Annotated in this window: 27 protein-coding genes; 19 read left to right on the plus strand and 8 right to left on the minus strand. The window is 70.6% G+C overall.

Going from position 1 to position 25,331, the window contains the following annotated elements; translation table 11 throughout:
• Positions 1-295: 295 nt before the first annotated feature.
• On the minus strand, positions 296-1,246 hold the full coding sequence (locus NS354_RS03660) for a COX15/CtaA family protein (RefSeq protein ID WP_058593258.1): 951 nt from the start codon (positions 1,244-1,246) through the stop codon (positions 296-298).
• Between the two features lie 283 nt (positions 1,247-1,529).
• Here NS354_RS03660 and sufB point away from each other — a divergent pair, with 283 nt between their 5' ends.
• The 12 genes from sufB (at position 1,530) to NS354_RS03720 (ending at position 14,027) form a co-directional block, all read left to right on the plus strand.
• Positions 1,530-2,948 carry a Fe-S cluster assembly protein SufB gene (gene sufB / locus NS354_RS03665; protein ID WP_058593384.1) on the plus strand — a complete coding sequence of 473 codons (1,419 nt, stop codon included), beginning with the start codon at positions 1,530-1,532 and terminating at the stop codon, positions 2,946-2,948.
• Positions 2,948-4,135, plus strand: a complete 1,188-nt coding sequence (gene sufD / locus NS354_RS03670; RefSeq protein ID WP_058593259.1) for a Fe-S cluster assembly protein SufD — start codon at positions 2,948-2,950, stop codon at positions 4,133-4,135. The genes sufB and sufD overlap by 1 nt, the downstream gene beginning before the upstream one ends.
• Positions 4,135-4,461 carry a non-heme iron oxygenase ferredoxin subunit gene (locus NS354_RS03675; RefSeq protein WP_058593260.1) on the plus strand — a complete coding sequence of 109 codons (327 nt, stop codon included), beginning with the start codon at positions 4,135-4,137 and terminating at the stop codon, positions 4,459-4,461. Before sufD ends, NS354_RS03675 begins: the two co-directional genes overlap by 1 nt.
• 3 nt (positions 4,462-4,464) lie before the next feature.
• On the plus strand, positions 4,465-5,223 hold the full coding sequence (gene sufC, locus NS354_RS03680) for a Fe-S cluster assembly ATPase SufC (protein ID WP_010157221.1): 759 nt from the start codon (positions 4,465-4,467) through the stop codon (positions 5,221-5,223).
• A gap of 17 nt (positions 5,224-5,240) precedes the next feature.
• Positions 5,241-5,591: a metal-sulfur cluster assembly factor gene (locus NS354_RS03685; RefSeq protein WP_010157222.1), complete on the plus strand. Its 351-nt coding sequence runs from the start codon at positions 5,241-5,243 to the stop codon at positions 5,589-5,591.
• 164 nt (positions 5,592-5,755) lie between these two features.
• Complete coding sequence (zwf, locus tag NS354_RS03690) at positions 5,756-7,291, plus strand: glucose-6-phosphate dehydrogenase (protein WP_058593261.1); 1,536 nt, start codon at positions 5,756-5,758, stop codon at positions 7,289-7,291.
• Complete coding sequence (locus tag NS354_RS03695; RefSeq protein ID WP_058593385.1) at positions 7,288-8,226, plus strand: glucose-6-phosphate dehydrogenase assembly protein OpcA; 939 nt, start codon at positions 7,288-7,290, stop codon at positions 8,224-8,226. Before zwf ends, NS354_RS03695 begins: the two co-directional genes overlap by 4 nt.
• The gene (gndA, locus tag NS354_RS03700; protein ID WP_058593262.1) at positions 8,223-9,677 is read left to right on the plus strand and encodes an NADP-dependent phosphogluconate dehydrogenase; all 1,455 of its coding nucleotides are present in this window, start codon (positions 8,223-8,225) and stop codon (positions 9,675-9,677) included. The genes NS354_RS03695 and gndA overlap by 4 nt, the downstream gene beginning before the upstream one ends.
• A gap of 13 nt (positions 9,678-9,690) precedes the next feature.
• The gene (gene pgl, locus NS354_RS03705; RefSeq protein WP_058593263.1) at positions 9,691-10,410 is read left to right on the plus strand and encodes a 6-phosphogluconolactonase; all 720 of its coding nucleotides are present in this window, start codon (positions 9,691-9,693) and stop codon (positions 10,408-10,410) included.
• Between the two features lie 265 nt (positions 10,411-10,675).
• Complete coding sequence (locus NS354_RS03710; RefSeq protein ID WP_153002101.1) at positions 10,676-11,368, plus strand: hypothetical protein; 693 nt, start codon at positions 10,676-10,678, stop codon at positions 11,366-11,368.
• 173 nt (positions 11,369-11,541) lie between these two features.
• On the plus strand, positions 11,542-12,276 hold the full coding sequence (locus tag NS354_RS03715; RefSeq protein WP_153002102.1) for a hypothetical protein: 735 nt from the start codon (positions 11,542-11,544) through the stop codon (positions 12,274-12,276).
• Positions 12,277-12,428: 152 nt separating this feature from the next.
• Positions 12,429-14,027 (plus strand): ABC-F family ATP-binding cassette domain-containing protein, encoded by a 1,599-nt coding sequence (locus NS354_RS03720; RefSeq protein WP_058593266.1) that lies wholly within the window; start codon positions 12,429-12,431, stop codon positions 14,025-14,027.
• Positions 14,028-14,096: 69 nt separating this feature from the next.
• Here the strand turns inward: NS354_RS03720 and NS354_RS03725 are convergent, their stop codons facing one another.
• From NS354_RS03725 to NS354_RS03740, 4 genes are read right to left on the minus strand one after another with little or no spacing between them, the layout of a single operon-like run.
• Entirely contained in the window at positions 14,097-15,029 is a 933-nt protein-coding gene (locus NS354_RS03725; protein WP_058593267.1) for a cutinase family protein, read from the minus strand.
• On the minus strand, positions 15,022-15,954 hold the full coding sequence (locus NS354_RS03730) for an SURF1 family cytochrome oxidase biogenesis protein (protein WP_082677875.1): 933 nt from the start codon (positions 15,952-15,954) through the stop codon (positions 15,022-15,024). The genes NS354_RS03725 and NS354_RS03730 overlap by 8 nt, the downstream gene beginning before the upstream one ends.
• Positions 15,947-16,192, minus strand: a complete 246-nt coding sequence (locus NS354_RS03735) for a hypothetical protein (protein WP_058593268.1) — start codon at positions 16,190-16,192, stop codon at positions 15,947-15,949. The genes NS354_RS03730 and NS354_RS03735 overlap by 8 nt, the downstream gene beginning before the upstream one ends.
• On the minus strand, positions 16,189-16,563 hold the full coding sequence (locus NS354_RS03740; protein ID WP_058593269.1) for a DUF3099 domain-containing protein: 375 nt from the start codon (positions 16,561-16,563) through the stop codon (positions 16,189-16,191). The genes NS354_RS03735 and NS354_RS03740 overlap by 4 nt, the downstream gene beginning before the upstream one ends.
• 131 nt (positions 16,564-16,694) lie before the next feature.
• On the opposite strand from NS354_RS03740, the gene fabG reads away from it, so the two are divergent.
• Both fabG and NS354_RS03750 read left to right on the plus strand, forming a co-directional pair.
• The gene (fabG, locus tag NS354_RS03745) at positions 16,695-17,405 is read left to right on the plus strand and encodes a 3-oxoacyl-ACP reductase FabG (protein WP_058593270.1); all 711 of its coding nucleotides are present in this window, start codon (positions 16,695-16,697) and stop codon (positions 17,403-17,405) included.
• A gap of 61 nt (positions 17,406-17,466) precedes the next feature.
• Positions 17,467-18,276, plus strand: coding sequence for an isocitrate lyase/PEP mutase family protein (locus NS354_RS03750; RefSeq protein ID WP_058593271.1), 810 nt, complete (start codon positions 17,467-17,469; stop codon positions 18,274-18,276).
• 15 nt (positions 18,277-18,291) lie between these two features.
• On the opposite strand, the gene serB is transcribed toward NS354_RS03750, so the two are convergent.
• The gene (gene serB / locus NS354_RS03755; protein WP_058593272.1) at positions 18,292-18,942 is read right to left on the minus strand and encodes a phosphoserine phosphatase SerB; all 651 of its coding nucleotides are present in this window, start codon (positions 18,940-18,942) and stop codon (positions 18,292-18,294) included.
• A gap of 24 nt (positions 18,943-18,966) precedes the next feature.
• On the opposite strand from serB, the gene NS354_RS03760 reads away from it, so the two are divergent.
• A complete protein-coding gene (locus NS354_RS03760) occupies positions 18,967-19,758 on the plus strand; it encodes an ABC transporter ATP-binding protein (RefSeq protein ID WP_058593273.1) in 792 nt (263 codons plus the stop codon).
• Between the two features lie 121 nt (positions 19,759-19,879).
• Positions 19,880-20,128, plus strand: coding sequence for a type B 50S ribosomal protein L31 (locus NS354_RS03765; protein ID WP_010157237.1), 249 nt, complete (start codon positions 19,880-19,882; stop codon positions 20,126-20,128).
• Between the two features lie 76 nt (positions 20,129-20,204).
• Here the strand turns inward: NS354_RS03765 and NS354_RS03770 are convergent, their stop codons facing one another.
• Positions 20,205-20,903, minus strand: coding sequence for an exonuclease domain-containing protein (locus NS354_RS03770; RefSeq protein ID WP_058593274.1), 699 nt, complete (start codon positions 20,901-20,903; stop codon positions 20,205-20,207).
• A 100-nt stretch (positions 20,904-21,003) separates the two neighbouring features.
• Between NS354_RS03770 and NS354_RS03775 the strand changes: the two genes are divergently transcribed.
• From NS354_RS03775 to NS354_RS03785, 3 genes are read left to right on the plus strand one after another with little or no spacing between them, the layout of a single operon-like run.
• Positions 21,004-21,993 (plus strand): alpha/beta fold hydrolase, encoded by a 990-nt coding sequence (locus NS354_RS03775; protein WP_082677876.1) that lies wholly within the window; start codon positions 21,004-21,006, stop codon positions 21,991-21,993.
• Positions 21,990-22,844, plus strand: a complete 855-nt coding sequence (locus tag NS354_RS03780; protein ID WP_058593275.1) for a TrmH family RNA methyltransferase — start codon at positions 21,990-21,992, stop codon at positions 22,842-22,844. The genes NS354_RS03775 and NS354_RS03780 overlap by 4 nt, the downstream gene beginning before the upstream one ends.
• Positions 22,841-23,635 carry a phosphatase PAP2 family protein gene (locus NS354_RS03785; RefSeq protein WP_058593276.1) on the plus strand — a complete coding sequence of 265 codons (795 nt, stop codon included), beginning with the start codon at positions 22,841-22,843 and terminating at the stop codon, positions 23,633-23,635. Before NS354_RS03780 ends, NS354_RS03785 begins: the two co-directional genes overlap by 4 nt.
• 370 nt (positions 23,636-24,005) lie before the next feature.
• Here NS354_RS03785 and chrA read toward each other — a convergent pair whose 3' ends face one another.
• Positions 24,006-25,229: a chromate efflux transporter gene (gene chrA, locus NS354_RS03790; RefSeq protein WP_058593277.1), complete on the minus strand. Its 1,224-nt coding sequence runs from the start codon at positions 25,227-25,229 to the stop codon at positions 24,006-24,008.
• Positions 25,230-25,331 lie beyond the last annotated feature (102 nt).

Below are 25,331 nucleotides of genomic sequence, written 5' to 3' on the forward strand. Positions count from 1 at the left end.
AGGAGTATAGGGGAGAGCGTCGGGCCGGGTCGGAGCGGGCGGCGGCGCGCGGCGGGGCCGGTCAGACAGTCGCGCAGGCTCCGGGTCAAGGGGCGGCATCAACGACTCTGTGCGCCCGTCCATCAGCACGCCCGGGAACAGCCTCGGGCTGCTGGCGGCGCCAGCGCGCCTGACCACAGCCCGTCAGGGGCCCTGGCGGCGCCACCGCACCCATTCACCCATTCACCCATGCACCCATGCACCGGGCTAGCAGGCGCCCGACGACAGCCCGCCGCGCTCCTGGAGCGCGAGCGGCCTAACCTACCGCGACGGGGGCCGCAGACGCGGTCGCCGGGCGCTTGAGGCGCAGTACCACAACGGTCATGGCGGCCGCGGTCAGCGCCGCGAGCACCATGTGCACGCCCACCGCGAGCGGGGGCAGGCCGGTGCGCGCCTGATAGATGCCGATCGCGATCTGGACGACGAGCGCACCCATGAGCGCCGCGATCCACCGGAGCGGCCGCAGGCGTCGCGCCGCCGCCCAGACGAGCAGCGCGAGCGTCAGGGCGAACGCGATGTAGCCCGGCCAGGCGTGGATGTGGCTCATCAGCACGGCGTCGATGCCGTCGCGCTGAATCGTCGCGTCGCCCGAGTGCGGGCCGCTCCCGGTGGTCAGCACGCCGAAGAGCACGGTGACGGCCATGGCGAGGGTCGTGATGTGGGCGAGGATCGCGAACCCCTTCGGCACGGCTCGCTCGCGCGGCCCGCCCGCCTCGTACATCCGGGTCAGGTACGCGGCGGTGATGCAGACGAGGGTGAGGGAGATGACGTAGTGGATCCCGACGAGGTTCGCGTTGAGGTGCAGCCACACGATCACGCCGCCGATGAGCGCCTGCAGCACCACGAGGCCGAGCACGACGGCCGAGATGGCGAAGAGGTCGCGCCGGGCGGCGCGGATGCGCCAGGTGAGGAGGAGGACGAGGATCGCGCTGACCAGCAGCGGGCCCGAGATCGTGCGATTGCCGAACTCGATGAGCGAGTGGTAGGTGAGCTCCTCGGTCGGCACGAGCGAGCCGGGGGCGCACAGCGGCCAGTTCGGGCACCCGAGACCGGAGCCCGTGAGGCGCACGGCGCCGCCGGTTCCGATGATCACTGTGTTCAGCACGAACGACACCCATGCGACGACTCGGAGGAATCGGGAGGGGAGTGCGGCGGCGGGCGCGGTCGGCCCCGGCGCGGTGGTGCTTGCAGTGGGCGCGCTGGACAACGGGTCTCCTCTCGGCTGCTTCCCAGAGTCATGCGACGCCCAGAGCGGACATCTCCCGAAACCATCGGAAACCTGTAGAATGGGAAGCTGTGGTTGCGAACGTCGAGCCGCCTGTTCGATGCCCGGCATCGGATCGTCCCGGTCGCGTTCGAAGCCCAGAATACTGCACCGCTGCAGGGAACCCGATGTGCGCGTCGATCTCACGCTTTCGCGCACGCCGCCGGCCGGATCCCTCCGGCTCGGCCGGGGTTCTCCGGGCGAGACGAAGAATGAGGGAGGGATCATGCCAGAGGTACTGATCGACCGACCCGAGCTCGAAGGCTTGGGCCAGTACGAATTCGGCTGGCACGACAGCGACGAAGCCGGCGCGATTGCGAAGCGCGGGCTCAGCGAGCAGGTCGTGCGCGAGATTTCGGCACTGAAGAACGAGCCCGAATGGATGCTCAAGCGTCGCCTGAAGGCGCTGCAGATCTTCGACCGGAAGCCGATGCCCGCGTGGGGCGCGGACCTGTCGGACATCGACTTCGACAACATCAAGTACTTCGTCCGCTCCACGGAGCAGCAGGCGACCACGTGGGAGGACCTCCCCGAGGAGATCAAGGAGACGTACGAGCGCCTCGGCATTCCCGAGGCCGAGCGCCAGCGCCTCGTCGCCGGCGTCGCCGCGCAGTACGAGTCGGAGGTCGTCTACCACCAGATCCGCGAGGATCTGGAGGAGCAGGGCGTGCTCTTCCTCGACACCGATACGGCGCTCAAGGAGCATCCGGAGATCTTCGAGGAGTACTTCGGCACCGTCATCCCCTCGGGCGACAACAAGTTCGCCGCGCTCAACACGGCCGTCTGGTCGGGCGGATCCTTCGTCTACGTGCCGAAGGGCGTCCACGTCGAGATCCCGCTGCAGGCCTACTTCCGCATCAACACGGAGAACATGGGCCAGTTCGAGCGCACGCTCATCATCGCCGACGAGGGCAGCTACGTGCACTACATCGAGGGCTGCACCGCGCCGATCTACAAGTCGGACTCGCTGCACTCGGCCGTCGTCGAGATCATCGTGAAGAAGAACGCCCGCGTGCGCTACACGACGATCCAGAACTGGTCGACCAACGTGTACAACCTCGTGACGAAGCGCGCGATCGCCGAAGAGGGCGCCACCATGGAGTGGGTCGACGGCAACATCGGCTCGAAGGTCACCATGAAGTACCCGTCGATCTATCTCACGGGCGAGCACGCGAAGGGCGAGACCCTGTCGGTCGCGTTCGCGGGCCCCGGCCAGCATCAGGACACGGGCGCGAAGATGATCCATCTCGCCCCGAACACCAAGTCGTCGATCCTCGCGAAGTCGATCGCCCGCGGCGGCGGCCGCACCGGCTACCGCGGCGAGGTGCGCATCGAGGCCAACGCGCGGCACTCCGCGAACTCGGTGGTCTGCGATGCGCTGCTCGTGGACACGATCTCGCGCAGCGACACGTACCCCGCCATTGACATCCGCACCGACGACGCGGAGCTCGGGCACGAGGCGACGGTCTCCCGCGTGAGCGAGGAGCAGCTGTTCTACCTCATGAGCCGCGGGCTCGCCGAGGAGGAGGGCATGGCGATGATCGTGCGCGGCTTCATCGAGCCGATCGCCCGTGAGCTGCCCATGGAGTACGCGCTCGAACTGAACAAGCTCATCGAGATGGGCATGGAAGGATCCGTCGGATAATGACGCAAGCTGTTGCACCGCAGGAAACGGCTCAGCACGGTTTGACCGCGCACTCCGACGGGGACTGGGCGAACCGCGTGCCCGTGCAGACCCGCTCGGAGCGCCCGAAGTCGACCGATGTCGCCGATTTCGCCGAGGTCACCGGCCGCGAGGCCGTCTGGAAGTACACGCCGGTCGCGAAGCTCGACGCGCTGCTCAACGGGCGGCTCGACGGGGGTCGTCTGCCCGTCTCCGTCTCCGAGATCGCCGGCGTCACCGCCGAGTGGGTCTCGCGTGACGACGCGCGGATCGGGCGCGCCGGCACGCCGGAGGAGCGCGGCGCCGCGGCGGCGTGGTCCGCATTCGGCGAGGCGCACGTTGTGACGGTCTCCTCGGAGGAGCCCGTCACCGCCGTCGTCACCCGCGACGCGCTCGACGCGGCGCCCCGCGCCGCGCACACGGTCATCGAGGCCGCGGCTCACGCGCAGGGCCTCGTGATCCTCGAGAACGCGGGCTCCGCCCAGCTCTCGGAGAACGTGGAGATCGTCGTCGGAGACGGCGCGAAGCTCACGGTCGTCAGCGTGCAGCAGTGGAACGACGACGCGATCCACCTCGCGAGCCACTACGCGACGGTGGGCCGCGACGCATCGCTCACCCACATCGTCGTCTCGCTGGGCGGCGGAGTCGTGCGTCTCAACCCGTCGATCCACCTCGATCACGAGGGCGCGAACGGCGAAGCGCTCGGCGCGTACTTCGCCGACGCCGGCCAGCACCTCGAGCACCAGGTCTACATGGACCACGACGCCCCCCACACCCGGAGCCGCGTGACCTACAAGGGCGCGCTGCAGGGCGAGGGCGCGCACACGGTGTGGATCGGCGACGTGCTGATCCGCAACAACGCGACCGGCACCGACAGCTACGAGCAGAACCGCAACCTCGTGCTCACGGAGGGGACGCGCGCCGACTCGATCCCGAACCTGGAGATCGAGACGGGCGACATCGAGGGCGCCGGCCACGCGAGCGCGACCGGCCGCTTCGACGACGAGCACATCTTCTACCTCCAGAGCCGCGGCATCTCGGCGGAGGAGGCGCGTCGGCTCGTGGTCCGCGGGTTCCTGTTCGAGGTCATCGCGCGCATCGGCGACGCCGCGACGGAGGAGCGTCTGCACGCCGCCGTCGAGGCCGAACTCGCAGACTCCGCCCGCTGATGCCGCGCCAGAAGGTGCTCGCCGTCAGCGACCTCGTGCAGGATCAGGCGACCCGGGTGGTCGTCGACGACGTGCCGATCGCGATCGTGCTCGACGCGTCCGGCGACGTCCACGCGATCGGCGACACGTGCAGCCACGGCCAGGTCAGCCTCGCGGAGGGCTTCGTGGACGGCGACACCCTCGAGTGCTGGGCGCACGGATCGGCGTTCTCGCTGATCACCGGCGTGCCCCAGAATTTTCCGGCCTACGAGCCGGTTCCCGTTTTCGTCGTCGAGATCGAGGACGGCGACGTGTACATCGACCCCAACGTTACGAAAGAGATTTAACACATGAGCTCCGTTCTTGAAATCAAGGACCTGCAGGTCAGCGTCGAGACCGAGCAGGGCGCCAAGCAGATCCTCAAGGGTGTCGACCTGACCATCAAGCAGGGCGAGACCCACGCCATCATGGGCCCCAACGGCTCGGGCAAGTCGACGCTCGCCTACGCGATCGCCGGGCACCCGCGCTACGAGGTCACGGGCGGGTCGATCCTGCTCGACGGCGAAGAAGTGCTCGAGATGGAGGTGGACGAGCGCGCACAGGCCGGCCTGTTTCTCGCGATGCAGTACCCGGTGGAGATTCCCGGCGTCACCAACGCGAACTTCCTGCGCACCGCCAAGACGGCGATCGACGGCGAGGCGCCCGCGATCCGCACCTGGATGAAGGACGTCAAGGAGGCCATGGGCAACCTGCGCATGGACGAGTCGTTCGCCGCGCGCAACGTCAACGAGGGCTTCTCGGGCGGCGAGAAGAAGCGCAACGAGATCCTGCAGCTCGAACTGCTGAAGCCGAAGTTCGCCGTGCTCGACGAGACCGATTCGGGCCTCGACGTCGACGCGCTCAAGATCGTCTCGGAGGGCGTGAACCGGGCGAAGGAGAACACGGGCCTCGGTGTGCTGCTGATCACGCACTACACGCGCATCCTCCGCTACATCCAGCCCGACTTCGTCCACGTCTTCGTGAACGGCCGAGTTGCGGAGCAGGGCGGGCCCGAGCTGGCGAACCGCCTCGAGGAAGAAGGTTACGACCGCTTCCTCGCAAGCGCGTAAGGCGTAGGCTGGTCTTCATGAGCGAGGAAACCACGACGGCGCCCCAGTCGATCGACCCCGAGTTCCGCGAGCAGGCGTACGAGGCGCTGAAGAACGTCTCCGACCCCGAGCTGGGCGTGAACATCGTCGACCTCGGGCTGATCTACGATCTCGCCTTCGACGAGGAGCACGACGCGCTCGTCATCAGCATGACGCTCACGAGTGCCGGCTGCCCGTTGACCGACGTGATCGAGAACGACATCGCCGAAGCGCTCGACGGGCTCGTGACGGCGTTCCGCATCAACTGGGTGTGGATGCCGCCGTGGACCCCGGAGCGCATCACCGACGACGGCCGCGACATGATGCGGGCGCTCGGATTTGCGATCTGACCGGACCCGCTGCGCTGATGCGGATCAGCGCGTCCTGTCGCAGGCAGTTCGGATTCGCGATCTGAGGTCGGCGCACGTGCGCTCGGGTGGTGCGGGCCCTCGGCTCGCACCACCGCGGCGCGTCGTGACCGCCCCCGGGTTCGCGTCGTTCTAGAAAGGCTGGGATGCAGCTTCCTTCCAACCCCCTCCGCTCGGCCGACGACCCGCGGCTGAGCCGCATCGCGGGCCCGAGCTCGTTGGTGATCTTCGGCGTGACGGGCGATCTCTCGCGCAAGAAGCTCATGCCCGCGGTGTACGACCTCGCGAACCGCGGCCTGCTCCCTCCCGGTTTCGCGCTCGTGGGGTTCGCGCGGCGCGACTGGAAGGATCGCGATTTCGCCGAGATCGTGCACGACGCCGTCCGCAAGTACGCGCGCACGCCGTTCCGCGAGGAGACGTGGCAGCAGCTCGCCGAGGGGATCCGTTTCGTGCAGGGCCAGTTCGGCGATCCCGAGGCGTACGACCGGCTGCGCGACACGGTGGAGGCGCTGGACCGCGAGCGCGGCACCATGGGCAACCACGCGTTCTACCTCTCGATCCCTCCGACGGCCTTCCCGGAGGTCGCGAAGCATCTGTCGAGCTCGGGTCTCGTGGATCGGTCGGGAGACGATCAGCGCTGGCGGCGGGTGATCATCGAGAAGCCCTTCGGCCACGATCTGAAGTCGGCCCGGGAGCTGAACGACGTGCTCGAGTCGGCGTTCCCCGCCGACTCGATCTTCCGCATCGATCACTACCTCGGCAAGGAGACGGTGCAGAACATTCTGGCCCTCCGCTTCGCGAATGCGATGTACGAGCCGATCTGGAACCGCAACTACGTCGACCACGTGCAGATCACGATGGCCGAGGACATCGGCGTCGGCGGTCGCGCCGGCTACTACGACGGCGTCGGAGCGGCGCGCGATGTGATCCAGAACCATCTGCTGCAGCTGCTCGCGCTCACGGCGATGGAGCAGCCCATCAGCCTCGGGGCCCAGCACCTGCGCGCCGAGAAGGAGAAGGTGCTGGAGGCGGTGTCGCTGCCCGACGACCTCGAGGCCTCGACGGCGCGCGGCCAGTACGCATCGGGATGGCAGGGCGGCGAGTTCGTCAACGGGTTCCTCGACGAGGAGGGCATGGACCCGCAGTCGCGCACCGAGACGTTCGCGGCGATGAAGCTCAACGTGAATACGCGGCGCTGGACGGGCGTGCCGTTCTACCTGCGCACGGGCAAGCGTCTCGGACGCCGCGTCACGGAGATCGCCGTGGTCTTCCGCAAGGAGCCGGGCAATCTGTTCGCGCAGGCCCAGCGCTCCGAGCAGGGGTCGAACGCGCTCGTGATCCGCGTGCAGCCCGACGAGGGGATCACGATCCGCTTCGGCGCGAAGGTGCCCGGGAGCGGTACGCGCGTGCGCGATGTGACGATGGACTTCGGGTACGGCCACGCCTTCACCGAGGCGAGCCCCGAGGCCTACGAGCGACTCATCCTCGACGTGCTGCTCGGCGACGCCCCGCTGTTCCCGCGACAGGCCGAGGTGGAGCTCTCGTGGCGCATCCTCGATCCGGTGGAGCAGCACTGGGCGGCGCACGACGGCCCCGTCGAGCAGTACGTTCCCGGTTCGTGGGGCCCGGCATCCGCCGATGAGATGCTCGCCCGAGACGGTCGCACGTGGAGGCGCCCATGATCGAGAGTCTGCCCGATACGACCGTCAGCGCGGTGACGCGCCGACTCGTCTCCATGCGGCAGGAGAGCGGGGTGTCGGCGCTCGGCCACGTGCTGACGCTGGTGATCTCCGCATCCGGCGACCTGGACGAGCAAGCGATCGCCGCCGCGAATCACGCGTCGAGCGAGCACCCGATGCGCGTCATCGTGCTGCTCAGCCGCCCGGAGGCGGAGGCGCGGCTCGACGCCGAGATCCGGGTCGGGGCCGACGCCGGCGCGAGCGACGTCATCGTGCTGCGGGCGTCGGGGGAGGTCGCGAGCGGCGTCGAGGCGCTCGTCACGGGCCTGCTGCTGCCCGACGCCCCGGTCGCGGTCTGGTGGCCCGAGGAGGCTCCGGATCGCCCGGGCGCCGACCCGCTCGGCCGCATCGGCCAGCGCCGGATCACCGACGCTGCGGCACCCGGCGGTTCGGGGTGGGAGGTGCGCGTCGCGGGGTACTCGGCGGGCGACACCGATCTCGCGTGGACTCGGTTGACGCGCTGGCGGGAGTACTTGGCCGCCGTGCTCGATCAGCCGCCCTTCGAGCCCGTCACCTCCGTCGAGGTCGTCGGCTCCGAGGCGTCGCCCTCGACGGAGCTGCTGGCGGCATGGCTCGAGCTCTCGCTCGGCGTGCCGACCACCTGCACGCTGCTCGCGCGTGAGCTGCACGCGGAGGGGCTGCACTCGGTGACCCTGCGCCGCAGCACCGGCGACGCCGTGCTCCAGCGCCTGTCGCCTGTACACGCCGCACTCAGCCAGCCGGGCCAGCCCACGCACCAGATCGTGCTGCCGCGCCGCACCCTCAGCGAGTGCCTCGCGGAGGAGCTGCGCGGCCTGGGCGAAGACGTGATGTACGGCCGAGTACTCGAACAGCTCGCGCGCAGCCGCGCCGCGCGCACCCCACACACTGACGCATGAACGAAGGAGCGAGCGTGACTGAAGCCGCAGCGAACATCGGAGTCGTCGGCCTCGCCGTGATGGGCGCGAACCTCTCGCGCAATCTGGCGAGCCGCGAGGGCAACACCGTGGCGGTGTTCAACCGCAGCCCGCAGCGCACCGAGGCCCTCGTCGCCGCCCACCCCGAGGCCGGGTTCGTGCCCGCGTTCAGCTACGCGGAGTTCGCAGCGTCGCTGCAGAAGCCGCGCACCGCGATCATCATGGTGCAGGCGGGCGCGGCCACCGACGCGACGATCGACGCCCTCGTCGAGGTGTTCGAGCCCGGCGACATCATCGTCGACGGCGGCAACGCCTACTTCCCCGATACGATCCGCCGCGAGCGCGCCGTGCGCGCGACGGGCATCAACTTCGTAGGCGCCGGCATCTCGGGCGGCGAGGAGGGCGCGCTGAACGGGCCGAGCATCATGCCCGGCGGCTCCGACGAGGCGTGGCGCACGCTCGGCCCGATCCTGCGCTCCATCGCCGCGGTGGCGGAGGGGGAGCCGTGCGTGACGCACGTCGGCCATGACGGCGCGGGGCACTTCGTCAAGATGGTGCACAACGGCATCGAGTACGCCGACATGCAGCTCATCGCTGAGGCCTACGACCTGATTCGCCGGGGCACGGGCAAGTCGCCCGCCGAGATCGCCGACATCTTCGCCGAGTGGAACCGTGGCGAGCTGGAGTCGTACCTGATCGAGATCACCGCAGAGGTGCTGCGCCAGAACGACGCCGCAACGGGTGAGCCCCTCGTCGACGTGATCCTCGACCAGGCGGGTGCGAAGGGCACGGGCGCGTGGACGGTGCAGACGGCGCTCGCGCTCGGCGTTCCCGTCTCGGGGATCGCGGAGGCGACCTTCGCGCGATCGCTCTCGTCGCACCCCGAGCAGCGCGCCGCAGCCGCTGAGCTCCCGGGGCCGGCGCGGGCGATCGCCGTCGACGACGAGGCCGCGTTCATCGAGGACGTGCGGCAGGCGCTCTACGCCTCGAAGATCGTGGCGTACTCGCAGGGCTTCGACGAGATCCGAGCCGGGGCCGCCGAGTACGGGTGGACGATCGACCTCGGCGCGATCGCGCGCATCTGGCGCGCGGGCTGCATCATCCGCGCGCAGTTCCTGAACCGCATCGCCGACGCCTACGCGGCCGACGCCGACCTGGCGCTCCTCATGGGAGCACCGTACTTCGCCGACGCGCTCGCGCGCGGGCAGGAGGCCTGGCGCCGCGTCGTGGTGCACGCCACGGCTGCCGGCATCCCCGCGCCCGCGTTCTCGTCGTCGCTCGCGTACTACGACGGATTGCGCGCCGAGCGGCTCCCCGCCGCGCTCGTGCAGGGGCAGCGGGACTTCTTCGGAGCGCACACCTACCGTCGCATCGACCGGGAGGGCGCGTTCCACACACTCTGGTCGGGCGACCGCAGCGAGATCCCGGCATAGCCCGGAGGCGACGATGCGCATCGAAGAGCACGGCTCGCTCGACGAGCTCGCGCGAGCCGCCGCGAGCGAGATCATCTCGGTCTGCCGCTCGCGGCAGACCGACGGGGGAGTGCCCTGCATCGTACTCACCGGCGGCACCGGGGGCGAGCGGGTGCTCTCCGCGCTCGCGTCGCACGACGAGCTCGCGCAGGTCGACTGGGCCCGCGTGCGCTTCCTCTGGGGCGATGAGCGCTGGGCCCCGGCGGGTCACGAGGATCGCAACGATCTGCTCGCCGACCGCACGCTGTTCGCGGCGACCACCGTCGACCAGGCGCTCGTGCACCGGGTCGCGGCCTCCGACTCCGGGGTCGGCCTCGACGAGGCCGCGGCGGCGTACGCCGAGGTGGTCGACGGCATCGGCCGGATCGACTTGGCGCTGAACGGGGTGGGGCCCGACGGCCACATCGCGTCGCTCTTCCCCGGCCGGGAGGAGCTCGAGGCGGTCGGTGCTGCCGCGCCTGCGGCCCTCGCGATCCGCCACTCGCCGAAGCCGCCGCCGGAGCGCGTCACCCTGACGCTCGCCGCGCTGCGCCGCGCGGATCGCGTCTGGCTCATCGCAGCGGGCGCGGGCAAGGCGGAGGCGGTCGAGCGCGTGCTCGGCGCTCGCGAACCGCTGCTCCCGGCCGCCCGGGTCTCGGGCACGCGCGAGACCGTACTGTGGGCCGACGGGGAGGCGCTGAGCGCGCGAAGTTGAGGGAGGGGAGCGCTTCCCTTATGCTCGACCGGGGGTGGTTATCGAAAGGTAAGCCACAATGCACACTCCGTTGGAACCGCCCGATACTGGGGGTATCGCACGAGAGTCCTGCATCGCCAGAACGAGCACTTCGCCGAACCGGGCGACGACGCTCATATCGTTCGACGGCCTACCCGCCCGGGTCGGGCTGCAAGCCGACGCGTACCCGTCCCGACGGTCGAACGTCGTCGCCGCGATCGTCGCAGTCGCCGTCGCCGTGTACTCGGTGCGCGAAGCGACGAGTGCGCAGAGCGCCTGGGCGCTCATCACGTTCCTGATCGGCACGCTGCTGTGCTGTCTGGTGCTGATGAGTTCGCTCGCCTTCCCATCCGCGTATCGCCCGGGCGCCGTGCGCATGATCATCGATACCGCGCCGCCGCGCCTCAGCCTGCACTCTCCCAGGGCACTCGCCCTCGAATGGTCCGCCTTCGCCGCGACGATGCTGTGGGCCGGTGCAGCCGTTGCACTCGTCATCTGCGCGCTCGTGCAGTACGGAGTGATGGCTGCTCTGCAGCACGTGCCGCGTTCGATGCTGGTGGCCCTCGCGGCCGCCGTGATCGCCCTCGCGCTTATGGTTCGCAAGGTGCGTCAGGAGTCGGAGGAGCCCTCCGGCCTCCACCTGACCCCGCAGCGGATCATCACCGCCGGTGAGGGCACCCTGCGCTACGTCCGCTGGCACGACGTGGCCCATGCGACCGTTGCGGTGCACCGGCTGCTGGGCCCGCACCTGGTGCTGCTCGACGGCGACGGACGCCGGCTCGGAGCGGTCAGCGTGCGCTATCTCGGTTCCGACCCGATGGTGACGGCAGCACTCGTCCGCTACTTCCGCGATCGCCCCGAGGAGCGGGAGCTGCTCACTGACCCGGAGCGCGCGATCGCGCAATTCCACCAGCACCTCGCGCGGCTGGAGGGCGAATGAAGCGCAGCACGGGCGTGCGGCGCGGAGTCGGGGCGAGGAGTGCGATCCAGCGCAGCGCACCCCGCGGCGCAGGGAAGTCGAATGCTGGTGCGCGTCGGCTCATCACCTCGTTCGAGGGCCTGCCCGCGCGGGTCGGGCTTCGATCCGACCCCTACCCGAATCGACGGTCGCTCATGCTCGCACGTCTGGGATTCGCCTTCGCCGCGATGGGAGTCCTCAGACTGGCAGGGGCCGCCGAGAACTCCTGGGCGACGGCGACTTCGCTGGTCATCGGTTTCGCGTGCTGCCTGGCCATCGTCATCACCCTGATCGACCCGCACGTCTTCACCCCGGGTGTCGTGCGAATCGAGATCGATGGCGCGCAGCGTCGAATCAGCTTCCGCTCCATCGCGGCCCTCGTCGTCGACTGGCTCGCCTTCGCGGTGATCATGCTCTGGGCCACCGCCGCCAGGGCATTCCTGATCGTGCAGGCCGAGACGGATGGAACGGATTTCTCACTCCTTCGAATGCCCCCGTCCGTCTTCGTCGTGCTCGGCCTCGGAGCCTTCGCGAGCGCCCACCTGGTGCGCAGGCACCGTCGCGCATCGCAGGTCCGTACGGGTCTGCACGTCACCTCAGACGCCATCAGCTGCGCGGGCGGCGGGCCGGCCGCCACGGTGCCGTGGCGGACGCTGCACCGCGCGTCGATCGAGAGGCCCGGTTTCGGGGCGCCGCGCCTCGTACTGCTCGGCGGCGACGGACGCCGGCTCGGAGCGGTCAGCGTGCGCTATCTCGGTTCCGACCCGATGGTGACGGCGGCGTTCCTCCACTACTTCCGCGACCGCCCCGAGGAGCGGGAGCTGCTCACCGACCCGGAGCGCGCGATCGCGCAGTTCCGCCGGCACCTCGAGCATCTGGAGGGCGAGTGACGCGCGGTGCGGGCGCGCGGTGCGGGCAGCGGGCCTGCGAGCGCCCGAACGCGCGAGCGGCTAGAATGGCGAGGTTGCCCTTTCGCTCAGCCCTGGTGCGAGAACGTCTCCCCAAGATGCGCTGAGTCGGCACGACCTAGGAGCCCTACACCATGATTTCCGTCGAAGACCTCGCCATCGACGTCGGCGCCCGCCGTCTCATGTCGGGGGTCACGTTCCGCGTGAACCCCGGCGACAAGATCGGCCTCGTCGGCCGCAACGGCGCCGGCAAGACGACGCTCACGCGCACACTGTCGGGGGAGCTGCAGCCGGCGGAGGGCGCGATCAAGGTCACCGGCGAACTCGGCTTCCTCCCGCAGGATCCCCGCACGGGCGACCCCGAGCAGATCGCGCGGCACCGCATTCTCGACGCGCGCGGGCTCGGCACGCTGCAGCAGAACATCGCGAAGGCGACGGAGGAGATGGGGTCGAGTGATCCGGCCGTCGCCGAGAAGGCCATGAAGCGCTTCGGCAACCTCACCGACCGGTTCCAGGCGCTCGGCGGCTACGCGGCCGAATCGGAGGCGGCCTCGATCTCGAACAATCTCGGTCTGCCCGACCGCATTCTCGATCAGCCGCTCAAGACGCTCTCGGGCGGCCAGCGGCGCCGCATCGAGCTCGCGCGCATCCTGTTCTCCGACGCCGACACCATGATCCTCGACGAGCCGACGAACCACCTCGACGCCGACTCGATCGTCTGGCTGCGCGAGTTCCTGAAGCACTCGAAGGCCGGCGTCATCGTGATCAGCCACGACATCGACCTCGTGGGCGAGACGGTGAACCGCGTCTTCTACCTCGACGCCAACCGTCAGGTCATCGACATCTACAACATGAACTGGAAGCTGTATCTGCGCCAGCGCGCCGCCGATGAGGAGCGGCGCCGCAAGGAGCGGAGCAACATCGAGAAGAAGGCCTCGGTGCTGAAGGATCAGGCCGCGCGCTTCGGCGCGAAGGCCTCGAAGGCCGCGGCGGCGCACCAGATGGTCGCCCGCGCCGAGAAGATGCTCGCCGGGCTCGAGGACGAGCGCCAGGTGGAGCGCGTCGCCAAGCTGCGCTTCCCCGACCCGTCGCCGTGCGGCAAGACGCCGCTCATGGCCGAGGGGCTCTCGAAGTCGTACGGCTCGCTCGAGATCTTCGCCGGAGTCGACCTCGCCATCGACCGCGGGTCGAAGGTCGTGGTGCTGGGGCTCAACGGTGCGGGCAAGACGACGCTGCTGCGCCTGCTCGCGGGCGTCGACGAGCCCGACACGGGCGAGCTCATCGCGGGCCACGGCTTGAAGGTCGGCTATTACGCGCAGGAGCACGAGACGCTCGACGTGCAGGCGAGCGTGCTGCAGAACATGGTCTCCGTGTCGCAGCACCTCACCGAGACGGAGGCGCGTCGTGTGCTCGGCTCCTTCCTGTTCACCGGCGACGACGTGCACAAGCCCGCGGGGGTGCTCTCCGGCGGGGAGAAGACGCGCCTCGCCCTCGCCATGCTCGTCGTCTCGAGCGCCAACGTGCTGCTGCTCGACGAGCCCACGAACAACCTCGACCCGGCCAGCCGTGAGGAGGTGCTCGACGCGCTCGCCCACTTCACGGGCGCCGTCGTGCTCGTCTCGCACGATCCCGGCGCCGTGGAGGCGCTGAACCCCGAGCGCGTGCTGATCATGCCCGATGCGACCGAGGATCACTGGTCGAAGGAGTACCTCGAGCTCATCGAGCTCGCCTAGGCGGCGCGCCGCAGTTCCGCGCCCGGATCATCGGGGAGGTGCGGCGTCAGCGTCCGCGCGACGACGATCTCAGCGAGGCGACGGTGTCGGCGTGGACGTCGGCGACGGCGTCTCACGCTCGTCCGCATCGCCCGGCTCGGCGTCGGCCTCCCGCCCGAGGTCCGCGCCCACCCGGTCGAGACGCGTGATCACGAAGGCGGCGCCGTCGCCCTGCATGCCGTTCGAGTAGTACTCGACGTGCGGCTCCTCGTCGAAGTCGAGGCTGCTCTGACAGATGAAGTCGCCGGCGACGCAGTAGTCGCGCACGCGCTCGCCCACCGCGTCGAGTGCGCCGTCGGGGCGGGGGAGCAGCCCGTCGGTCTCCACGTCGTAGCTGCCGACGTTGTACTCTTCGTCACCGACGAATCGCGGATCGCCGTAGAGCACGACGGCGAGCACCCGATCGAGCGTCTCCGCGTCGACCGAGCCCACGGTCGGGCCGACCATGCGGTCCTCGGGCGCCGCGAGCGCGTCGCCGACGACGAGGGCGCCCTGCGAGTAGCCGAGCAGTACGAAGCGCTGGGCGGGGCACGTCTCGGCCTGCACCCGCAGCACGTCGACGAGGGTGCGCACGCCGATCGTGCCGCCCTCCTTGATATCGGTGTCCGCGGGGTAGTCGAGATCGAGCACCTCCACGTCGCCGGGACGCGCCTGCGACACCGTGCGGGCGACGGGGGAGAGCAGCTGCCCCTGGCTCGGCTCGCCCGTGCCGCGGGCGGTGACCACGAGGTACGGGTCGCAGTCGACGGGGTCTACGATGGGTTCGGGGTGCAGCTCGGCGTCGTAGAGCTCGTCGGCCTTCGGCGGGGCCGGATTCTCGGTGACCTCCGAAAGCGACTCGCGGGTCTCCGACGGGTCGACGGGCGCCGCGCAGCCGCTCAGTGCGATCGCGGCCGCTCCGAGAAGAAGCGCGCACGGCAGCAGCAGGCGCCGCGAGCGGGGGCGCATCACGAGATCACCCATCGAGCAGCGCGTCCTCCACGTCGGCGTCGCTCGGCCCCCGGCGACGCTTCCGCTCGGCCGTCCTCCGGTCGAGCTCGCGCACCTCGTCACTGCCGACGTTGAGCGTGCGGTACTCGCGGCGCGCGGCGTAGACGACGCCGATCACGGCGATCGCGATGAAGATGTACCACTGCACCGCGTACGACAGGTGCGGGCCCTCGTCACGCTCGGGCTTCGCGGGGAGTACGCCGTGCTCCGCCTCGGGCGTCTCGCTGACGAGCATGCCGTACGCGCCCGTGTACGCCGAGTCGGCGACGCCGGCCAGTGCGGCGAGCTCGGGCAGTTCGATGCTCGCGACCGCTCGCCCTGCGGTCGTACGGCCGGGGATCTCGGGCTCGGAGGCGCGCAGACGCGCCTCGACCACCGCGGTTCCGCTCGGGGGGAGGGGCAGGTCGGCGGGGTCGACGTCGTCGGCCGATGCGCCGTCGATCGGCACCCACCCGCGATCGACGAAGAACGTCGCGCCCTCCGCCGTGCGCAGCGGCTGGATCAGGTCGGAGCCGACGCCGCCGGGGCCCGGGCGGTTGCGGGCGAGGAACGGTTCGCCGACGTACTCGCCCTCGATGCGCACCGTGCGCCACTTCTGGCGATCCTCGTCGAACTGCGACAGCTCCGGCAGCTCCTGGGTGAGCGCGACCGGCTCGGCGTCGTAGTTGTTGTCGATGCGGTCGATCTCGGCGCGGGCCTCGGCGCGGCGCTCGAACTGCCAGTTGCCGAGCAGCACGCACGCGATCGAGAAGATGAGCAGCATCGCGGCGTACCCCGCCCAGCGTCCCGAGCGCAGGAACGACCACCCCACGCGCGGCGGTTCCCCGCGCTCGTACGCCGAAGCCGACCGGGCTGCCTCCGTCGCCGCGCTCCGGTCGATCGTCCCATGGTCAGTCATCCAGCTCTCCCACCGCGCGCACCTCGAGCGGGAAGCTCCGGGCCTCCAGAAAAGCGTACAGCGTCTCCCGATGCTCGTCGCAGGCCAGCCACGTCTTGCGCCGTTCGGGGCCGTGGATCTTCGGGTTGCGCCAGAGGATCGCCCACGGCGCCTCCTCCCGGCACCCCGCCCGCGAGCACTCGAAGCGCCGCTCCGGTGCGCCGCCGAGCGTCAGCGACGGCGTCGCGATGCCGCTCACTGCGCCGCTCCGGGCTCTCGGGAATCCCCGCCGCCTCCGCGGCGCTCGGGGTCGACGTCGATCACGATCACCTCGTGAGCGGCATCGCTCGCGTCGAGAGGCTCGGGTTCGGCGGCCTCGAGCCGCAGCGGCTCCGGCTGGTCGGGCACCTGCTCACCGCCGTGCGCGACCGCGTTGCCGACGAGCACCGCGAACCAGGGGAGGATGATGGCCCCCGCCGCCGACAGCAGCACCCACCAGTCGCGCACCCAGAAGAGCGACACCACGCAGGCGACGCGGAGCGACATCGCGATGAAGTACATGCGCATCCGGTGCGCGCGATCCTCGGCCGGGTTCACCCCCGCCGACGTCACGTCGTAACTCTTGGCCATGCGCCCCTTCTCCGTCGTGCCCAGACTACGCCGTTCAGCTGAATCCCCGCCCCGGGAACGCCGCGCGCCACCCGGCCCGCGCGCCGCGCATCGGTAGGCTGGACGCCACTCGTTCAGACGGAAGGAACTCCATGCCCACCTCGCGCACCGTACTCGTCACCGGCGGCAACCGCGGCATCGGCTACGCGATCGCCGAACGCATGCTCGCCGACGGCCACCGCGTCGCCGTGACCTCCCGATCGGGTTCGGGGCCGGAGGGGACGCTGACCGTGCGCGCCGAGATGACGGACGCGGCTTCGATCGACGCCGCCTTCACGGAGATCGAGGCGCAGCTCGGCCCGGTCGAGGTGGTCGTGGCGAACGCCGGGATCACGAAGGACACCCTGCTGCTCCGCATGACGGAGGAGGAGTTCACCAGCGTCATCGACACGAACCTCACCGGCACCTTCCGCGTGGTGAAGCGCGCGGCGAAGGGGCTGCTCAAGGGGCGGTTCGGCCGGGTGATCCTGATCTCGAGCGTGGTCGGCCTGTACGGCGGACCGGGGCAGATCAACTACTCCTCGTCGAAGGCCGGCCTCGTCGGGTTCGCGCGCTCCCTCACCCGCGAGCTCGGCTCGCGCGGCATCACCGCGAACGTCATCGCGCCGGGGTTCATCGAGACCGACATGACGGCTGCGCTCCCCGAAGCGCAGCAGCAGCAGTACCTCGGGTCGATCCCCGCGGGCCGCTTCGGTCAGGTCGCCGAGATCGCGGGTGCCGCGTCCTTCCTCGCGGGCGACGACGCCGCCTACATCTCGGGCGCCGTGATTCCGGTCGACGGCGGCCTGGGCATGGGGCACTGACGCCGGTCGGGGCGGCGGCGCACCCTTCCGTCCGCGCCGCCCCGACCAGTAGCCTGAGCGCATGAGCACACCACAGCAGACCCGTTCACTGGCCCGCGTCGCCGTCGACGCGCAGACCCTCGCCGATCTGTACGCGGCGCCCGAGGCCCTCCGCGTCGTCAACGTCTGGGATGCGGTGAGCGCCCGCGTCGTGGCGCAGCTGCCGGGCACCCGAGCGATCGCCACGGCGGGGCACAGCATCGCGGCCAGCCACGGGTACGCCGACGGGGAGCAGATTCCGCTCGACCTGATGATCGACGCCATCGCGCGCATCGCGTCGGCCACCGATCTCCCCGTGACCGCCGACCTCGACGGCGGGTTCGCGGACGCCGGGGAGACGGTGCGGCGCGCCATCGGCGCGGGAGCGTCGGGGGCGAACATCGAGGATCGCCTGCGCCCGCTCGACGAGTCGGTCGCGATCATGCGCGCGGCGGTCGAGGCGGGGGAGCGGGAGGGCGTGCGCTTCGCCCTGAACGCCCGCACCGACGCGCTGGTCCGGGGCGGCGACCGACCGCGCGACGCGTCGATCGCCGACGCCGTCGAGCGCGGGCGCGCCTACCTCGACGCGGGCGCGACCTGCGTCTTCGTGCCCGGCGTGCTCGACGCCGACGACACGCGCGCGCTCGTCGCGGGCATCGGCGAGCGCAAGATCAGCGTCATCGGGCTCCCCGGCGCCCTCACCGCGGCGGAGTACGAGTCGCTCGGCGTCGCACGCGTCTCGTACGGCCCGATGCCGCAGAACGTGGCGCTGACGGCCCTCAAGCGTCTCGGCGAATCGCTGCTCGCCGACGGTGTCATCCCCGAAGGCACCGAGGCGCTCAACAACTTCTGAGCCCGGGCCGCAGGGTCAGGAGAGCCGGTCGAGCAGCGGGATCGCGAGCGCCAGATCGTCCGCGATGGACACATCTGCGCGCTCGCGCACGACCGGCTTTCCGTTGAACGCCACCCCGATCGCGGCGATCGCCATCATCTCCAGGTCGTTGGCCCCGTCGCCGATGGCGATCGTCGCCGACAGCGGGATCCCCGTCTCCGCCGCCCACTCCCGCAGCGCTGCGGCCTTCGCCACTGCGTCGACGATGGGGCCCACCGTGCGGCCCGACAGCGCGCCGTCGACCACTTCGAGCCGATTGGCCCGCCACAGGTCGATGCCGAGGTCGGCTGCGAGCGGATCCAGCACCTCGTGGAACCCGCCCGAGACGACGCCGACGCTGCCGCCGCGCGCGTGCACCGCGGCGACGAGTTCGCGGATGCCCCGCGTGGGCCTGACGCGCGCGTAGGCCTCGGCGAACACCGTCTCCGGAGTGCCCGCGAGCGTCGCGACGCGCTCGCGCAGGCTCTCGGCGAAGTCGAGCTCGCCCCGCATCGCGCGCTCGGTCACCGCCGCCACCTCGGCGCGGCTCCCCGCGGCGTCCGCGAGCAGCTCGATCACCTCGTCCTGAATCGTGGTGGAGTCGCAGTCGAGCACGACGAGGGGGCGTGTGATGCCGGGAGAAGTCATGATTCCCAGGATAGGCTGAGGCGCATGGTCACTGTGCTCCGCCTCACCGATGTCTCCTACGTGCGCAACGGCAGGCCGATCCTCGACGGGATCGACTGGTCGGTCGACGATGCGGAGCGGTGGGTGATCCTCGGGCCGAACGGCGCCGGCAAGACGACGCTCATGAAGCTCGCGACCGCGGGGGAGTACCCGACGCGGGGGAGCGTGGACGTGCTCGGCGAGCGCCTCGGTCGCGTCGACGTGTTCGAGCTGCGCAACCGCATCGGCTTCGTCTCCTCGACCGCGGCGCGGCGCATTCCCGCGAGCGAGCTCGTGCGCGACGTGGTGCTGACCGCCGCGTACTCGGTCGAGGGGCGCTGGAACGAGGAGTACGACAGCATCGACGTGCGCCAGGCCGAGCGCATCCTCGCCGAATGGGATCTCGGCGCGTACGCGGATCGGGCGTTCGGCACGCTGAGCGATGGTGAGCGCAAGCGCGCGCTCATCGCGCGCGCCGTGATGACCGATCCCGAGCTGCTGCTGCTCGACGAGCCGAGCGCGAATCTCGACCTGGGCGCGCGCGAGCGCCTGCTGCAGATGCTCTCGGGCTTCGCCGCGTCCCCGTCCTCGCCGGCCATGGTGATGGTGACGCATCACGTCGAGGAGATCCCCCCGGGGTTCACGCATGTGCTGCTGATGCGGGAGGGCAGGATCGAGGCGGCGGGGCCGATCGCCGAGACCCTCACGGCGGCCGCTCTGGAGTCGACGTTCGGCATGCCCTTCGACCTGTCGGAGGCCGATGGGCGCTACGCGGCGGTGGCGCGCCCGACGGCCTGAGCGAGCCCGTTCTCCCCGGGGTCTGGTAGAGTAGCGCTTTGGTGCGATTGCAATCGCCGATCCCAAGACCTCCGAGCGTGCTGCTACACGCTCACTCCCAGGCAAACACGAAGGAACTCTCATGAAGACCGATACCCACCCCGAGTACAACGCAATCGTCTTCCGCGACCTCGCGTCGGGGGAGACGTTCCTCACCCGTTCGACGCTCACCAGCGAGAAGACGATCGAGCTCGACGGCGAGACCTACCCGGTGATCGATGTCGAGATCTCGAGCGCCTCGCACCCGTTCTACACGGGCAAGCAGCGCATCATGGACTCGGCCGGCCGCGTCGAGAAGTTCAACAAGCGCTTCAAGGGCTTCGGCGCCTGATCCGAAGCAGCAGTACCGGAAGAGGGCCGGGCGATCCGATGAGGATCGCCCGGCCCTCTTCCGTGCGCGGCCAGGGTCAGCGGATCGGCCACCGTCCATCCGCGACGAACGACGGATTCCGGGCACGGCGCATGTACTCCTGGAAGCTCGCCGCCTGCGCCGCCGCCCACTCGACCTGCAGCCGGTGGATCTCGTCGAGCTCCTCGGGCACGACGTCCGCGTACTTCGCGGCGATGCGCTGGAGCACGCGACCGGCGGCGATCGCATCGTCGCCGGCGTCGTGCGCGTTGCCGATCTCGACGCCGTGATGCGCGGCCACCGCCTCGAGCGTGCGCTTGCCCTTGCGGTAGCGGTCGAGCTGCTTGTCGAGGATCAGCGGATCGAGCACGGGGGAGATGTCAGCCGGCCAGGGCACCCCGTGCCGTGCCGCCTCGGCCGCCAGCAGCGTCAGGTCGAAGGGCGCGTTGTAGGCGACGACCGGGAAGCCGCGTTCGATCATCTCCATCAGCTGATCGACGATCTGCCGCACGCCGACCGACGCCGCGATGCCGCTCGTGCGGGCGATCTCGTTGCTGATGCCGTGCACCTGCACCGCGGCGGCGGGTATCTCGACCCCGGGGTCGAGCAGCCAGTCGTAGCGTTCGGACACCTCGCCGCCCGCGCCGAGCAGGGCGATCGATGCGCTCACGATGCGGGCGTGCGCGGTGTCGACTCCCGTCGTCTCGGTGTCGAATACGGCGAGGTCGGTGGCCCACAGCGGAAGCGTTTCGGTCACGGAGTTCCTTTCGTCCCTGTCGATCGTAGCGATTGACGGGAGGCGCCGGCGCCCCGGCGGCGGCAGGAGCCTGTCAGGGGCGCTCAGTAGAATCGTCTCCGTGACTCACGCCCCCCGCGCCCTCCGCATCTCCGCACTCGGTGCAGACACCCGAGCCTGGGAGTACGGGGCGGAGGCGGGGGAGACCCTGGTCCTCGTCCACGGGTTCCGCGGCGATCACCACGGGCTCGAGGGCATCGCGATGCGGATCGCCGAGCTCAGGCCCGAGCTGCGGATCGTCGTGCCCGATCTGCCGGGGTTCGGCGAGAGCGCGGCGATCCTCGGGCGCACCCACGATCTCGATCTCTACGGCGAGTGGCTGCGCGCGTTCGCCTCGGCCGTCGCGCCCGACGGCTTCGACGTGCTCGGCCACTCGTTCGGATCGCTCGTGGTCGCCTGCGCCATCGCCGGCGGGTTGACGCCGAGACGACTCCTCCTCGTCAACCCGATCTCGTCCCCGGCGCTCTCCGGGCCGCAGGCTGCGCTGACCCAGCTCGCGATCGGCTACTATCGAGCCGCCGATCTGCTGCCCGAGCGCGCCGCGCGGGCGCTGCTCGGCAGCGCGGCGATCGTGCGCGTCATGAGCGAGGTCATGGCGAAGACCGAGGATCGCGCTCTCCGGGCCTGGATCCACGACCAGCACGCCCGGTACTTCAGCACGTTCGCGCACCCGACGACCCTGCTGGAGGCGTTCCGGGCATCGGTGTCGCACACCGTCTCCGAGTTCTCCGACGCCTTCACGATGCCGACGCTCATCATCGCGGGGGAGCGCGACGACATCACGCCGCTCGTCGAGCAGCTCGACCTGCATCGGCGCGTGCCGGGCTCCGAGCTCCGCATCGTGCCCGGCTCCGGCCACCTCGTGCACTACGAGGCGGTGAACGACGCCGCCGCATACGCCGTTGATTTCATCGCGCCGCTCACGGTCGCGTCGCCGCGTGCGCGCATCGTCGGCGTCGCGGCCCCCGCGCCGGCGTCCGCATCCGCGGATGCGACGACGACCGCCTCCACGTCGATCTCGGCGTCGGCCTCGGGGGAGGAGCGCCCGTGAGGGTGACGCGCATCGACGACCTCTCCGATCCTCGGCTCACGGACTACACGCAGCTCACCGACGTCGCGCTGCGCCGGGTGCGGGAGCCCGAGGAGGGGCTGTACCTCGCCGAGTCGCCGAAGGTGATCGAGCGAGCGCTGGGCGCCGGTCATCGACCGCGTTCCGTGCTGCTGCTCGAGGAGTGGATCGCCCGGGTGGAGCCGCTGCTCGCGGCGTTCCCCGACGTCGACGTGTTCGTGGGGGAGACCGACCAGCTCGCAGAGCTCACCGGGTTCCACCTGCACCGCGGCGCGCTCGCGTCCATGCATCGACCGGCGCCCCGCGATCCCGAAGCGCTCCTGCGGCAGTCGCAGCGCGTGGTGGTGCTCGAAGACCTGGCGGATCACACCAACGTGGGCGCGATCTTCCGATCCGTCGCGGCGCTGGGCGCCGACGCGGTGCTGCTCACGCCTGCGTGCGCCGACCCCCTCTACCGCCGGGCCGTGCGCGTGAGCATGGGCGCGGTGCTGCAGGTTCCGTGGGCCCGCCTGCCGGACTGGCGCGAAGCCGGGCCCATGATCCGCGGAGCGGGCTACGAGCTCACCGCCTTCGCGCTGCGCGACGATGCGGAGGATCTTGCGACGTACGTCGACGTGCTGCCGGATCGCCTCGCGCTGATGTTCGGCACCGAGGGTGCGGGCCTCACGCACCGTGCGCTCGCTGCGGCGACGCGTTCGGTCGTCATTCCGATGGAGCACGGCGTGGACTCGCTGAACGTGTCGACTGCTGCGGCGCTCGCGCTGTGGGCCGTGCGCACTGCGGATGCACGGGATCGCGCCGATGCGGGAGCGCGGCGGGGAGACGGCGCGTGAGCGGAGCGGGGGCCGGCCGGCGGCGAGCGGTCTGGTTCCTGGCCTTCTGGGCAGTCGTCGGCGTCGCATCGTACGTGCTCGGCGTGCGGAACGTGCTCGGCCAGCGCGCGGAGGAGAGCGTGCTCGACGCCGCTGAGTTCACCTTCACCCCGCCGGCGCCGCTCAACCTCGTCTCCGTTCCCACCATCGCGATCGCCCTCGCCGTCGTCGGCATCATCGCCTGGGCGTCTCACGGCTTCAGGCGGGCGCTCGTCGTCACGGCGATTCCCGCGGCGGCGATCGTGGCGGCGCAGTTGCTGAAACTGCGCCTGCTGACCCGCCCCGAGCTCTTCGAACTCGATGCTGCGAACACGTTCCCGAGCGGCCATATGACGGTGTTCGCCGCGATCAGCTGCGCGCTGATCTGGGCCGTGCCGAGCCGGGTGCGAGCCGTCATCGCCCTCGGCGGCGCCGCCCTCATCGCGGCGGTCGGATGGCAGCTGCTCGCCTACGGGTGGCATCGGCCGAGCGACGTGTACGGCGGGATCGCGCTGGCCGTCGCGGCGTTCGCGCTCGCGGCACTGATGCTGCCGCCGACCTCGCGCGGAACCGCCGTGCTCGGGCGCAGCACCGCTGTGGGACTCGCGATCGTCGGATGGGTCTGCGTCGGAGCCGCCGTGGTGCTCGTGGGCATCGCCGTGGCGAATGAGAACTCGGCTCTGATGCTCAGCGCCGGCGAGTTCGGCGGGGTCGGCGCCGGCGCGCTGGCGGCGCGCACCATGCTGATGCTCGCCGGTTCGCGCGCGGGCTGAGTCGTGCGCGACGCTCCATCGCACCACTCACCACCTGCACGATAATCTATATTATGTCAGTTCGAACGCGCGGCGGCGTTCGCCGACTCCCCACCTGCGCGTGGTGCACGAAACTCCAGCTGCAGCAGCGCCACCGCCGCCGCGGGCGCCCGGCGCTCCCCGGTGCGCGCCGGCCCACGATGGAGCCTCGCATCATGCGACGGATGAGTTCACCCGGCGCGCGGCGCCATTCGCCGGTCAGTTCGCGAATCCCGGGGCCGCACTCGCACTGGTCGGCGCAGCGATCCAAGCCTCCCCTGGTATGATTATGCATGAATAACATGCATTCGTCCAGCGAGCGCGTCTCTCGCCCCTGAGCGCGTCCCTCCGTTCAGACCACCGCGGCCACGCCGCCGCACAGCGCTCCAGCGACCACCACGATCCACGGGGGCACGCGGCAGAGGAGCGCCACGAGCGACAGCAGTGCGAGCCCGAGCGTCGCCCACCCCGTCACCCCGTGCACGAGTACCGGGTCGACGAAAGCCGCCGCGAGCACTCCGACGACGGCCGCGCTGACCCCGCGCACCGCCCCCGAGATCGTCGGCCGGCGCTGCAGACGCGTCCAGAACGGCAGCACGCCGAGCAGCATCAGGAATCCGGGCGCGAAGATCGCGATGAGCGAGAGAAGCGCGAACGCCACGCGCTCGATGCCTCCTCCGGCGCCGTCCCACACAGCGCCGACGTACGCGGCGAAGCTGAAGAGCGGGCCCGGCACAGCCTGAGCCGCTCCGTAGCCGAAGAGCAGCTGCTCCTGTGAGATCGCTCGAGCGATCGCCGGCTCCGCCTCCAGTGTGGCGAGCACCACGTGCCCACCGCCGAACACCGTCGAGCCGGCCCGGAAGGCCGCGTCGGCGAGAGCGACCGCGCCGTTCCGGGTGAGAGCGGCGAGCAGGGGAAGCACCGCGAGCAGCGCGGCGCACAGCGCGAGCGAGGTGAGCGCCGCGCCGCGCGACCACGATGCCGCTCCCCCTGCGCGGCGGTCGTCGGTCTCGGCGCCATCCGATGTCGGCCGGAGCACGACGGCGCCGACGAGCGCTCCCCCGCACAGCACCGCGAGCTGTCCCCAGACTCCTCCGATCAGGAGGACCGTGAGCGCGGCGACGACCGCGATGCTCCCGCGCATCGCATCGGGTGCGAGCGAACGCCGCATGCCGTGCACCGCGTGCGCGACGACGGCGACGGCCACGGCGAGCACGCCGCGCAGCACGCCGTCGGCCACCGGCCCCGTCAGTGCGGCCGCACCGAACGCGAACGCGAGCATGATGAGCGCCGAGGGCAGCGTGAACGCGATCCACGCGCCCACGGCGCCCGCGAGGCCCGCCCTCCGCAGCCCGAGGCCGAACCCGACCTGGCTCGACGCCGGGCCGGGCAGGAACTGGCAGAGCGCGACCAGGTCGGCGTACTGCGCATCGTTCACCCAGCGCCGACGAACAACGAACTCCTCGCGAAAGTAGGCGAGATGCGCGACGGGACCGCCGAATGACGTGCACCCCAGGCGGAGGAACACTCCGAATACCTCGAGCATCCGAGCTCGGGTGTGCGAATCCGTCGCCATTCCATGATCGTAGCGAGTGCGTCGGCCTGCTCCCGCGCACGCGAGCACTGTTCACCGGGCCGACAGGTGAACTGCGCGCGGAGCCGGGCGGATTCGCCTCGC

The sequence above is a fragment of the Leucobacter chromiiresistens genome (assembly GCF_001477055.1).
In the GTDB taxonomy this organism is placed as follows: domain Bacteria; phylum Actinomycetota; class Actinomycetes; order Actinomycetales; family Microbacteriaceae; genus Leucobacter; species Leucobacter chromiiresistens_A.